Source organism: Enterobacter sp. P82 (assembly GCF_037053385.1).
Lineage (GTDB): Bacteria > Pseudomonadota > Gammaproteobacteria > Enterobacterales > Enterobacteriaceae > Enterobacter.
The window spans coordinates 1876735-1889322 of the sequence record NZ_JBALHX010000001.1; the positions used below are offsets into that span (position 1 = coordinate 1876735).

The 12588-nt window shown below is 50.1% G+C and carries 11 protein-coding genes and 1 tRNA gene; 8 read left to right on the forward strand and 4 right to left on the reverse strand.

Annotated elements, in window-relative coordinates; translation table 11 throughout:
• The first annotated feature begins 352 nt into the window (after positions 1–352).
• The 3 genes from WB237_RS09015 (at position 353) to WB237_RS09025 (ending at position 2835) form a co-directional block, all read left to right on the forward strand.
• On the forward strand, positions 353–1291 hold the full coding sequence (locus tag WB237_RS09015; RefSeq protein WP_336212413.1) for a LysR family transcriptional regulator: 939 nt from the start codon (positions 353–355) through the stop codon (positions 1289–1291).
• 12 nt (positions 1292–1303) lie between these two features.
• Positions 1304–2164: a LysR family transcriptional regulator gene (locus WB237_RS09020; RefSeq protein ID WP_336212415.1), complete on the forward strand. Its 861-nt coding sequence runs from the start codon at positions 1304–1306 to the stop codon at positions 2162–2164.
• Between the two features lie 140 nt (positions 2165–2304).
• Positions 2305–2835, forward strand: coding sequence for a LuxR C-terminal-related transcriptional regulator (locus WB237_RS09025; RefSeq protein WP_336212417.1), 531 nt, complete (start codon positions 2305–2307; stop codon positions 2833–2835).
• Positions 2836–2939: 104 nt separating this feature from the next.
• Here WB237_RS09025 and WB237_RS09030 read toward each other — a convergent pair.
• Positions 2940–3027: transfer RNA gene (locus WB237_RS09030), tRNA-Ser, on the reverse strand.
• A gap of 130 nt (positions 3028–3157) precedes the next feature.
• Entirely contained in the window at positions 3158–4786 is a 1629-nt protein-coding gene (locus WB237_RS09035) for an ABC transporter substrate-binding protein (RefSeq protein WP_336212419.1), read from the reverse strand.
• Positions 4787–5055: 269 nt separating this feature from the next.
• On the opposite strand from WB237_RS09035, the gene yccA reads away from it, so the two are divergent.
• Positions 5056–5715 carry an FtsH protease modulator YccA gene (gene yccA, locus WB237_RS09040; protein ID WP_023335168.1) on the forward strand — a complete coding sequence of 220 codons (660 nt, stop codon included), beginning with the start codon at positions 5056–5058 and terminating at the stop codon, positions 5713–5715.
• 56 nt (positions 5716–5771) lie between these two features.
• On the opposite strand, the gene WB237_RS09045 is transcribed toward yccA, so the two are convergent.
• Together WB237_RS09045 and WB237_RS09050 are read right to left on the reverse strand one after the other, a co-directional pair.
• On the reverse strand, positions 5772–6248 hold the full coding sequence (locus tag WB237_RS09045) for a hypothetical protein (RefSeq protein WP_336212424.1): 477 nt from the start codon (positions 6246–6248) through the stop codon (positions 5772–5774).
• A complete protein-coding gene (locus tag WB237_RS09050) occupies positions 6245–7000 on the reverse strand; it encodes a winged helix-turn-helix domain-containing protein (protein ID WP_442892488.1) in 756 nt (251 codons plus the stop codon). The genes WB237_RS09045 and WB237_RS09050 overlap by 4 nt, the downstream gene beginning before the upstream one ends.
• A gap of 333 nt (positions 7001–7333) precedes the next feature.
• Between WB237_RS09050 and WB237_RS09055 the strand changes: the two genes are divergently transcribed.
• The 4 genes from WB237_RS09055 to WB237_RS09070 all read left to right on the forward strand — a co-directional run bounded on the left by WB237_RS09055 (position 7334) and on the right by WB237_RS09070 (position 12584).
• Complete coding sequence (locus WB237_RS09055; protein ID WP_336213546.1) at positions 7334–8053, forward strand: fimbrial protein; 720 nt, start codon at positions 7334–7336, stop codon at positions 8051–8053.
• Between the two features lie 75 nt (positions 8054–8128).
• Positions 8129–8635 carry a CS1 type fimbrial major subunit gene (locus tag WB237_RS09060; protein WP_316943304.1) on the forward strand — a complete coding sequence of 169 codons (507 nt, stop codon included), beginning with the start codon at positions 8129–8131 and terminating at the stop codon, positions 8633–8635.
• A 72-nt stretch (positions 8636–8707) separates the two neighbouring features.
• Positions 8708–11425, forward strand: coding sequence for a TcfC E-set like domain-containing protein (locus WB237_RS09065; RefSeq protein ID WP_336212430.1), 2718 nt, complete (start codon positions 8708–8710; stop codon positions 11423–11425).
• Between the two features lies 1 nt (position 11426).
• On the forward strand, positions 11427–12584 hold the full coding sequence (locus WB237_RS09070; RefSeq protein ID WP_336212432.1) for a CfaE/CblD family pilus tip adhesin: 1158 nt from the start codon (positions 11427–11429) through the stop codon (positions 12582–12584).
• Positions 12585–12588: the final 4 nt, after the last annotated feature.

Here is a 12588-nt window from a genome sequence, read left to right on the forward strand (position 1 = left end):
CTGAAAATTTAATTTTAAATAATTTTTTTGGAGAGGCGAAGGTCATTTCTCCTGCCCATACCATACAAAAAGAAAGTATTCATACACTCTTAGTTCAAAATTAAATTAGCAGTACATTGAAATGTATTTTTAAAAGAATTTAAGTTAAAAAATAACCTTGAGTTACATAGCGTTAGCCTCGGTAAATTACAAATCGCCATGCATAATTTTTAAAAGCATATTTTTATTGTTGTTTTTTTTAAAAAGTCGAGGTTAGAATTATTACAAACATCACAAGCTAAATATCAATTATCCTTTCAGTATCTGGCGGTTTGATTCAAACGCTGCGCATCCAACTATTAGTGAGAGTGGCATGAAAAAAGAAATAGATATAAAACTACTTAACATCATCAATACCCTCGTCGTGACGCAAAGTGTCACTAAAACGGCTCAACAATTAAAATTGAGTCCGGGCTCCATCAGTTATGCGTTGAAAAAAGCACGTAGCATCACAGGTGCTCATCTTTTCATTCGTACACGGAATGGTATGAAACCTGATACGACAGCTAAAGAACTAAGTCAGCGGTATCAGAAATTTACAGGTAACAGTATGCCCCCCACTTTTAGCGAAAGTGCGACAGGCAAAAATACCTTGAATATTATGACGTTCACACCTGTTGAAATGATGTTAGCGAAAATCGTTAAAGAGAGTCGCTTTTGGAACAGCGATCTACGCTTCAACTTTTTTCCCTATGATTCCAATAGCAACGATCGCCTCGAAAGAATAAAAAATGGTCTGATCGATATTGATATTGGTTCCAAGCTGCCAGCCGACAAACTCGTTAATAAGATCAAGCTGTTTTCGACTCCCGTCTCTCTCCTGGCGAGTCAACATTCAGGGTTAGAAGATACGGTCACGCTCGCCGACTGGCAGGAGAGAAAACATGCGGTTTGGTCAGTTTTCAGCGATTACTATTGCGATAATATTTTATCCTCACAAAATGTTGTCAGATATATGGATGAGCGAAAAATCGCCATGATTTCCGCCAGTATCATTAACATGGTTGCTTTTTGTGCAAATAGTAAATGCATTATGATGATCCCTGATTATTTTGCGCCCGTTTTTACGTCGACGTTTCCAGTAAAAAAACTGTCCATGCCACCGGAACTGTCTCTTAAATACGATTGCTATTTCCATTTTAGCAATACGCTTTTTGATTACGAAGAGATGAAACTCACCGCTAATGAGATCGTTTCTCATTTTAAAAATATAAATCAGGTCGATCAAGACGCTTTTATAAGCCCTCCTTAAAGGATTTATTCAATGTGCCAGATAAATATGCGGCAATTAAAAATCATCAATGCACTTATTGAACAGAAGAGTGCTGTTAGTGCAGCTAAAGAACTTAATATTTCACCGTCATCAATCAGCTATGCTCTTAACCAACTGAAAAAGCAAACTGGTCAGGTGTTATTTTTACGCACGCGCCAGGGATTACGCCCTACCGAATATGCAGTCAAGTTACAGGAAAAATACGCTGAAATTGCTGAAATTAATGCCGAAAAGAGTGAATTTGTTATCGCCACCTATTCCTTGATAGAGATGTTGTTAGCCGATCACTTGCACCCTAAAACTGATTCCTTAATGCACTTTACGGTGATGGGAAGCACAGAGGAAGAGCGCCTTAAAAAGCTAAAACACCGAGAGGTGGATATCGATATTGGTGGCAGATTGCCTGATGATCGTGCCATTGTCTGCAAGCGGCTGGTTATCTCGGATATATGTACGTTGGCTAACCGGGATCACCCTCGGATAAAGGATAGCATACTACTGGATGACTGGAACGAGTATGAATTTATCAACTGGCAACGCGGGTTAGACAGCATCAGAGGGTTTGTCGAGCAAATAGATTATGATCTTTTTATGCAACGCAAAGTCGTCTGGACGAGCCCAAATCTTCTGTCACTAGCATGGCATTGCGCTATATCAAAATATCTTATGGTAGTACCAAAGGTGTTTTTAGCACCATTGCAAAAGCGCTTTCCTCTTCAGGGATGTCAATTGCCAGAACACTTTAACATGTCATTCGACTGTTTTATCCATTATCATCAGGCGATGGAGAAAAATATCTCCATGCTGGCCCTTGATCGTATTTTGGATACATTGACTATTCAACACCCATAGATAGCAGGTCTGAAAAAAGTGCTCACGCGATTTGCGATATTTAAATTTAAAATTTAAATAATCTAAACATTAAACACTTCCAATTATAATTTTTCACTTTAGTATCATTTCGCCACGGCAGATAAAAAAGGGGTTGATTTATGATATCATTTGTGAGCGACAATTATTTTTTGTGCAAAGGAGTTCCCTCTACTGGATTCTTTGTTAAATATGTGAACGATATTCTAGAGATAAAGGAATTAAGTTATTTAAACAACACAAGCTCCGTCATCGTTGCTATTGAAAATGAAGTATTACGAGACAGAACTACAAGTCTACTACGAGATTTGAACACACCACATATTGTTATGCTAGATGAGATAAAAAAAGACACAGCGGTCAAGATCGACAGTGGTATTTACTCATCATTACGCTCTTCCATGAAATATATCAGCAACCTGGCCAATAACAGAGAAAAAGTCAAACAAACGTATTTGACGAACAGAGAATATGATTTTTTTAAACTCGCTCATTTAAGCAATAAACGTATCGCCAGACTAATGAACATTTCAGAAAAGACCACCAGTGCGTATCGCATCAAAGTGAGAAATAAATTGAACTTACGTTCATCAAATCACCTGTTGATGTACCGGGCACTAAACACAATCAATGTAGCTTCAGAATCAGAGTGATTGTGAGACAGGGAAACTTGCCTACCGACTTATCTTTGAGATCGATGCTAAGATTTGGACATAAAAAAAGCCCCTGCGATAAAACTATCACAGGGGCTCTAATTTGGCGGAAGCGCAGAGATTCGAACTCTGGAACCCTTTCGGGTCGCCGGTTTTCAAGACCGGTGCCTTCAACCGCTCGGCCACACTTCCTAAGTGAGGCGAACTATAAACACCTCACCGCGTGCTGTAAAGAGTACAGCCATTCGTTCGCTGTAAAAATAGTCAAAACGCGTTTAATCGCTTGAACTGACGACACATCGACGATTTTATCAGCACGGACTTAATGTTTTTTGATGTACATGTCTTTGGTGAAATAGTACCCCAGCTTATCCGGCGTAAATCCGCCTACCCAGGGTTTTACCAGATGCGTACGGACGTAGTGATAAACCGGAATAGCCGGCACATCGCGTCCCAGTAAATCTTCCGCCTGCTGGTAGAATTTGCCGCGCTCAGCCGTGGTTTTGGCTTTTGCAGCGTTAACCAGGGCCTGATCGTATTCCGGGTTGCTGTACTGACTGGTGTTTTCGCTGTCGCCCGTGCGGAAGTTGTTCAGGAACGTCGCCGCGTCGTCGTAATCGGCAATCCACGCGTAACGCACCGCGTCAAAGTTGTGGGTATGCATGGTATCCAGCATGGTTTTCCACTCCTGATTTTGCAGCTTCGCGTCCACGCCGAGATTTTTCTTCCACATGGAGCTGGCCGCAATGGCGATACGCTGGTGCGATTCAGAGGTGTTGTAGAGCAGGTTGAAGCTCAGCGGATGGCTGGCGTTATACCCGGCCTCGTTCAGCAGCTTTTTCGCCTCAGCGATGCGCTTGTCCAGCGGCCAGCTGGCGTAATCCGGATTCTGTAGCTTAACGCCGCCGATATCGGGCTGGCTGATAAGCCACGCCGGGCGCTGCCCCTGCCCTAATACTTTCCCGGCAATAATGTCTTTATCCAGCGCCATGTTCAGCGCCTTACGCACGCGTGCGTCGTTGAACGGCGGCCGGGTGGTATTGAATTCGTAGTAATAGGTCGCCAACTGCGGAGAGACATCCAGTTGAGTGCCCAGGGTTTTCTTCAACTGCGCAAACTGGTTGATCGGCACCGTGTACACAATATCAATTTCGCCCGCTTTATAGCGGTTCACATCCGAGGCCTCGGACGAGATGGGAAGATAGGTTACTTTGTTGATGACGGTGTGTGCGTTATCCCAGTAGCGCGGGTTGCGCTCCGCCACGATGCGTTCGTTGACCACCCACTGCGACAGTTTATACGCCCCGCTGCTGACGAAATGCTCTGGTTTGGTCCACTTATCGCCGAAACGACCAATCAGCACTTTATCCACTGGCACCAGTGACGGGTGCGTCAGCATTGCGAGGAACGCTGCATTTGGCTGCGTGAGCGTCACCTCCAGCGTCGTGTCATTGATTGCTTTTACGCCCAGCGTATCCGGTGCTTTTTTTCCCTGGGCGATATCGGCCGCGTTAGCGATATGCATGTTCCCCGGGTAACTGGCATACGGTGAAGCGGTTTTCGGGTCGATCAGGCGCTGCCAGCTCCAGACCACATCTTCTGCGGTAATGGCCGTGCCATCGCTCCAGGTGATGCCCGGGCGCAAATGGAACGTCCAGACGGTGTTGTCCTTGTTCTCCCATTTTTCCGCCAGGCGAGGCTGAATTTCACCTTGCGGTGAAACGCTCACCAGACCTTCGAATAAATCACTGATAATATTGAATTCGACATCGCTTTCGACTTTGTGGGGGTCGAGCGAAGCCGGTTCGCTGCCATTATTCCTGACCAGTTCCTGTTTCTCTGCCAGTTGGGTTCCTGCTGGCACGTTAGCCGCCCAGGTTGCCGTGCTGGCGCACAGGATCCCGGCGGTTAACAAAGAGAGCGTAAAGTGAGTGCGTGTTTGTGGTTTCATTTCCTTCGCCTTATTGTCTGTTTTATGACGATCCGGAGATAACTCTTAGCGTTCTAATGGTAATAACGCAATATTTTTCAGTAACCTATAAGAGGTTGATCTGGTAAATACCTGCAAACCGCTGTTCATACTGGTGAAACGGACTTCTGCAGAAGAAACAACCACCTCGAGCGCTAACGTGCTGAGTAAAGATGGGTAAAACCACTTTGAGACTGGCGTGCCGTTTCCTATTCTTTCCGTTAATTACATCTGTCATAAGAGAGTGACTCATGGATCGTATTATTACTTCCTCACGCGACCGCACATCGCTACTCAGTACCCACAAGGTGCTGCGCAATACCTACTTCATGCTTAGCCTGACACTGGCGTTTTCAGCGATCACCGCAACCGCCAGCACCGTGCTGATGCTGCCCTCTCCGGGGCTGATCCTGACGCTGGTGGGCATGTATGGTCTGATGTTCCTGACCTACAAAACCGCTGACAAACCCGTCGGTATTCTGTCCGCGTTTGCCTTCACTGGCTTCCTGGGCTACATCCTGGGGCCGATGCTGAACGCGTATCTGTCTGCCGGAATGGGTGACCTTATCGGCATGGCGCTGGGCGGTACCGCGCTGGTGTTCTTCTGCTGCTCGGCCTACGTGTTGACCACCCGTAAGGATATGTCCTTCCTGGGCGGCATGCTGATGGCGGGTGTTGTGGTGGTGCTGGTGGGTATGGTGGCAAACATCTTCCTGCAGCTGCCGGCCCTGCATCTGGCGATTAGCGCGGTGTTTATTCTGATTTCTTCAGGTGCGATCCTGTTTGAAACCAGCAATATCATTCGTGGCGGTGAGACGAACTATATTCGCGCTACCGTGAGCCTGTATGTGTCGCTGTACAACATCTTTGTCAGCCTGTTGAGCATCCTAGGCTTCGCCAGCCGCGATTAAGCAGAGTTGCTGAAACGAAAAGGAGAATGCCGGCGGCATTCTCCTTTTTTTATGTCCTACTCACCCCGGCAAATATAGGTAGGGTAACGCCGATCCTGAATCAGCCATACTGAAGGCGAGAGTTCAGAGATCGTCAGATAGTAGCGTGCAGTCGGATAGGCGAAGCTACCCCACTGGGCATCCGGCGTATTGTCATTATGCCGAGGCCAGGTTTTGGTGTAGCTCAACACAATGACGTTATCATCATCCCGCTGCTCCCAGGTAAAATCCACATCCCTGTCAACGATCAAATTTTGCCCGCCAGCCCTTGCCGCGCCTTTATAGGTGGTCACCCCTGTACCGTCCCGATGAAAATAGAACTGGGCAACGGTATTGACCTTCACTTCACTGGCTTTTCCCTCATTGCGCGTAAAGTTAAATTCAGTGCTGCACGCCAGCATATCCTTTTTAAACACGCCGCCAGAGTAGTAAAAATATGCCAGCGAGCTACCAACCAGGACACCGCCCACGCCAAAAAGAAGTTTTATTTTCATTTTTGTGCCCCGCTTTTATAACGTATGGTTTTGCACAGGCTAGTTTTACTGACCGGACAGGCGCCAATGAACACTTCATCTGCTGCGGAAATAGAAAAACGGGCGCTGAAATAATAAATGTCGTACTCCTCGCGTTCGCACGCCACGTTATTGGCCTCCAGCCGCTCCGCTAATTTCGATAGCACCAACGGACGTCCGTGATCGTTAATAATCCAGATACTGCAACGCGCGATTTTATCGTTAACCGGATTGAGCTTCGCCGGAACGAAAATCCCCTGCTGTCGGCTAAAGTAAAGGCTCGCCCCCAATGCAACGACGATCGATACGGCCACGAGCGCCCATCTTTTCAGAGACAGCCGCTGCGGCTTTACCTCTTTCGGCGCGGATGAAGGCTGAGGTGCGGCGGATTGAATAGTCTCTCCAGGCTGAAAAATCACATCTGCCTCAAAACGGAACCCGTAACGGGGCACGGTCACGATAAATTCGTATCCCTCTCCCAGAGACTGGAAGCTTTTACGTAATTCGCTAACCGCTTTATTGAGGTTATTTCCCGATGGCGTAAAGCCAAATTCTTCCCACACGCGAGTAATCAATTCCTCCCGACTCAGGTCGCGTCCTTTGTATTTAATAAATTCCTGCAAAAGCCGAACGGCTGGTGCCGAAAGCGTTAATACAGATTCTGGTTGTCCAACAAGGCTTATTGCATGTGCTTCAGGATCGAATAACAACGAATTATTGCATATGAAAAACATCTTTTATTCTCGGTTGTTACCGCAGGCTTTTTTAATCCCTGGTACATCGACATGAAAACTGCCTCCCGAACTGCTTATTTTGCAATCAGAAGGAATTTTCTCGCCATCCTTGGTCGCGGTATTTTCGCTTAACTATACAACCTTAAAGCCAGTAAAGCAGGATAAAAAACTGTATTTTACGAGTTAACTAATACAAATTTTCACAAACCGCTGTTCTGGTTAAAGTTTCCCTGCCCTGAAGCGATACGAAAGCAGACGGTGTCCTGGTGTTAACGCGCCGCCGATGAACTCAGAGCAGGCAAACTGAATGTGAAACAGAAAAATAGAGTGAGTATGACAACCGCCTTTTATGTCTCCGTGCTGTCATTGCCATTTTTCTCAGAAATGACAATGGCCAATATGAGCGTGTATCCCATGGAACTTAACGTGGATAAGTCCGGTGCGGCGCAAATTAAGGTGGCGTCAAAAACTGATGATATTCAGTTCATTCGGGTGAGGCAAAAGAAAATTCTTAATCCCGGTACGGCCCTGGAAAAAGAAATTGATGTGGCCTCATGGAAAGAAGGTGGCGTTGTTGTCACGCCCGAAAAATTCGCCCTTGCGGCAGGCGCAATGCGTGTGGTTCGCCTGGTATCGCTTACGCCCCCGGAAAAAGAGACGACCTGGCGCGTCTATTTTGAAGGCGTTAAGCAACCCGACAGCATTATCCCGGGCAAGGCAGAAAGCCCTGCGGCGACGGCAAGATTGGGCGTCAATGTGATCTGGGGTGCCCTGATCCATCTAGCACCGGAAAAAAGTGTGGTTTCACTGTCGATTGACCCTTTCAGTGGAACGTTAAAAAACAACGGCACGGTGCGCGTGCCGCTCAGAGAGATCGGTATTTGTGATGCAGATTCATCGTGTAAGTGGATTAAAGAAGACGCGACGATTTATCCGGATACCGAACGGAAATTAAAAACGCTCACGAAGGTACAAGGCCAGAAATATAAATTCCGCTACTTCAACTGGCTGAATAAAACCGCTGAAGAAGCTGATTTACCCGTCGTGCAATAACACGGCGTCACCGTAAAAAACCCGCTGGGTTTGTTTAAAGAGCCAGGGTGCTCATTTGTAAATATGGAGATATCAATGCGTAAGTATTTTAAACCTCTAATGATTGTTGCCGCGATGACCACGTCCGTTAGCGCGCTGGCGATTCAAAAAGATATTACCGTTAACGCCAGCGTTGATTCACAGCTGGATATGACTCAGGCCGATAACACCCCGCTGCCGGCAAGCATCGATATGCAGTACCTGCCTGGACGTGGCCTGGAAAGCTACCGTCTGAATACCAAGGTGTGGTCTAACTCCGCCACCAGCAACGTAAAAGTCCGTCTGGTTAGCGCGGCTAAACTGGCGAATGCCGACGGTGCTGAGGCCATCCCAATGACGGTGATGCTGGGCGATAAAACCCTCTCCACCACCGATGTTGAATACACCGGCACCGAGCTGTTCCCAGGGAGCATTGAAAACGGTTCAGCGGTACTACCTCTGACCATTTCTCAGACAACCAAAGGCATTCTGAAAACCGGTCAGTACAGCGGCGTTGTCAGCCTGATGCTGACGCAGGCGACGACCACGGAAGGCGGTGCGTAACACCACAGCACCTAAGGGATAACGTCAGAGGGTGCCCACCCTCTGACGTCAGGATGATGTCGAGGCTTGTTCATGGCGTTTCACAGAAATACTCTCCTCTTTGTTGCTTTGCTCCCCGCATCCATCCAACTCGCCTGTGCAGGGATGGCCGTCCCACCGGGTTTTGAAGATCTGGCGAAGACGCAGCGCCTGTGGACAGAGGTGAACCTCTACGGCGAGTCGCTTGGCTTGTTTGAAACGGATATCACGCTTGAAACGGTAAGCTTTGTCGCACCTGAAACCGTAATAGCGGCCATCAAACGCCGGTTTAATAACGATCCTGCTCTGGTGGCCACCGTGTCTGCCGCGCTGTCCGTTCCGCTTGCCCGTAACGGCAACCTGGCCTGCAGCAGCAATGGCTCCGCAGCTGGATGTGACTACATTGATACAGACCGCGCGGCCATTATTTATGACGAGAATAACGCCCGCATTAGCCTGTTTCTGGATAAGAAATTTTTACCTAAACCGAAAACAGAAAATCAGTGGTATCAACCCACGCAGGACACCGAAAATGCGCTGATCCATCAACAGAACATTAACTTCGTTGCCGACAGGGATTATCAGTCGGCTACCGTGCAGGGCAACGGCGCGCTGGCGTTCACCCGGGATGGTTATCTGAATCTCGACTGGACCTGGCTGGGGCAGCGTTCAAGGCACCAGCAGCTGCAGGAGGTAACCGTCAACAACGCCTGGTTCCGCCAGGATATCCTGCGTCAGTACTATGTCCAGCTCGGCGAGATGGACACCCGCGATCTGTTCAGCAATGCCGGGGGAAATATCAACCTCAGCCAACTGCCGTTGGGCAAAATTCGTGGTCTGCGCACCGGTTCGACAAGGGCGTGGATTAATCCAGTTCAGCAGTCGAAGGGAACCCCCATCACCGTGCTGCTTTCCCACGACGCGCGTATCGACGCCCGCCGCGGCAATCAGTTGCTGGCCAGCTTTTACCTGAATGCAGGGGCGCAAACCCTGGACACGCGCGCGTTCCCGGACGGGAGCTACACCGTCACGCTGTCCGTCTATGAAAATAACCGGCTAACGCGAACCGAGCAGGTGCCGTTTACCCGAACCGGTATTACGCCATTCGACCGCGTCGAGTGGTTCCTGCAGGCGGGCGAAACCGACAATAGCGATCAAAACGAAGAACGTAGCGCGGTTGCGCAGGCAGGCGTACGCCTGCCCGTCACCCCGACGCTGGCGCTGACCAGCGGTGCAACGATAAAGAAAAACCAGCGTTTCCTGGAAAATGCGCTCGACTGGAGCCGGGGCTTCAACGCGGGCCCGATCGACGGCGTGCTGAGTACCCGGTTTAGCTACCTTTACGGCAGCGAAGGCCAGCGCGGCAATATCCAGCAAATCAGCTACAACGACGGCTTTTCACTGAGCCTCTATCGCAACGCGTTATCAGCGGAAAACTGCAACACCCGAAGCGCGGGGTTTGACGCCGTGAACGGCTGTTATCGAACCCTCTCGGTGATGTTTTCCGTGCCTGTCGGCGCCTGGTATGCGAGCCTGGGGTATTCGGATAACCGTAACGAAGGACGATACGTTTCACGTCGGGAGCTCCCGGATAGCGACGATCGCCACGATGCGGGTTTACCGTGGGAATCGGTCTATATGACCCGCACGCGCACGCGTGCCTGGCAGGGAGGCCTGAGCAATGCCTTTAGCACCCATGGCCTGAACATTAACAGCAGCATTAACCTGTTTATGCGTAACGATGATTCCCGCGAAGGCAGGGATAAAGGCGGCTACCTAAGCATGAGCCTGTCCATGGCGCATAACCGTCGGGGTGATGCGTCAAGCTACACCTCTCTTGGGGCGACATGGCAGCACCAGCAGCGTGAAAAAAACCAGCTGAGCTATAACGTTGCGCATAACTGGTATGCCGATGCCCGCGGCGAAAATGAGTACGGCCTCAGCGCGTCTGGCATCAACAGCGACTCGATGAATACCTCAGCCTATACGCGCCAGGGTGGGCGATACGGCAACGGTAGCCTGACCGTAAGCGATGCATGGGATCGTCAGGACAGCCGCCACACGCTGAGCAGCAGCGGCAACTACAGCTCGACCCTTGCGCTGTCTCGTTCTGGCCTGTGGCTGGGCCGCTGGAGCGACGGTCGTCCTGCTTCCGCCATCGCGGTTAACGTTGCTACACCGGAAGATACCCAGGCTTCAAGCGTCGCCGTGTCGCTGGATAACAGCGGCAGTGCAGACATTCCGGGTAATAGCCGCGCTCTCTTCGCGGTACCGGGCTATCAGCAGACGACGCTGACGATTAACGAATCGCTGGATGTCTCGCGGGGGGCCAGCAGTGAGATTACGCAAGGTTCAGGCAGCAGGACGCTGTTTATGGTGCCAGGCAAACTGCTGCGCCGGGACGTGCAAACTACCGCAAGCTACACCTGGCTCGGCCAGTTAACTGACGAGCACCATTCGCCGTTTATTGGTGGCGTGCCCCTGAACGTGAACGGCTGGAGCGACCTTGGCAACGGCGGGTTTAGCGCCCAAAGCGACGCCCTGCTGCATAACCTCTACCTGGTGCGTCAACAGCAGTTTTATCAGTGCGCGCTCAACGTGAAGAGTATGCGCGACGTGGTGCGCTATGTGGGTTCAATTCCTTGCCGGGAGTTAACCTTCTCTGCCCTGCCGGATGCCGTCCAACAGCAGGCACAGCTGATGCTCGCCGGACGATCGGTACCAACCGGTCCAACTGCCATGAACGCCGACAACCTCACGAAAGGGAAATGATGTGATTAAGTACCTCTTTTTTTTACTGTTCTTAAGCCTGTGGGCCGGCCAGACGCTGGCGGGCGCCCCCGCGGGACGAAACACCAGCGCAGGGATCAGCTTCGACCGCACGGCACCGCCCGCGCGTTTCGATATCTGGCTTCATGAATCAGGCGGTTATGATACCGCCGATCCGCAAAAGTGGGGGCGTAATACACTGACCTGTCTTTCCAGGACTGACACCACGTACGGAGCCTGCATGAACGCTCCCGTCTGGTTCTCCGGGAACCCGGCCGCGCCCTACGCCATCAATTTACGTTTTACGCATGCCCTCACCAGCAAAACGGTGGATATCAAGGTGTATGGCGATCACTACATGTTTATCAACAATAAAGTGTTTACCTTCGCCAGCTTTGTCACGGGTGGAACGAACGATCTCAGCGCCTGGAACAGAGAGCCCTACTTCGATTTCTATATCGTGAAAAGCGAGCTGGATAAGCTCGCCCTGCCGGGGATTTGGACAGCAACGCTGAAGCAGAACCTGCGTCAATGGGGAAGCGCCGACTGCGGCGGGAACTTCAATGACGTTAATGTCGGTTGTCCTGGCTATCTCACCATCGCCAACTGGCAGGCAAATATACGCATTGAAGTGGTCGATCCGGGTAATCAGCAGATTTATTTGCCGGCATTTCCGCACTCAACGCCCATTGTTAACCTCAACCTGACCAATTTTCCGGGACGGCCAGGGGGCAGCGAGATCCAGGGGGAAAACACGCTGGATATGTGCCTGTACGACGGCAAAAACAGTACTAGCACCCGCGCCTATCTTCGGTTTGAGGACGATGGACTTACGTCTGCGGACCGTGCCGAAGGCGCGTTTTCTATCAGGCGGCGCGGTGGTAGCCAGATGGATGCGCGGGATCGTCTCGATTATCGGGTCTCCGTCACCAATCCAATAACAGGCGCAACCGAATCCGTCGCGAACGGTAAAACGATGGTCTGGCAAGGCACTAACGATCCGCAGTATTTGCGCCAGGTCGTGCTGCCCGGCGGACGAGAAAGCGTACTGTGCATTCCTGCGCCTATTATCCTGAAAACCCCTGCGTTTGCTGCCAGCAGCAAAAACGCGGGCGACTATACCGGCACTCTGCGCGTTATCTATACGCCCAGCACGTTATAACGAG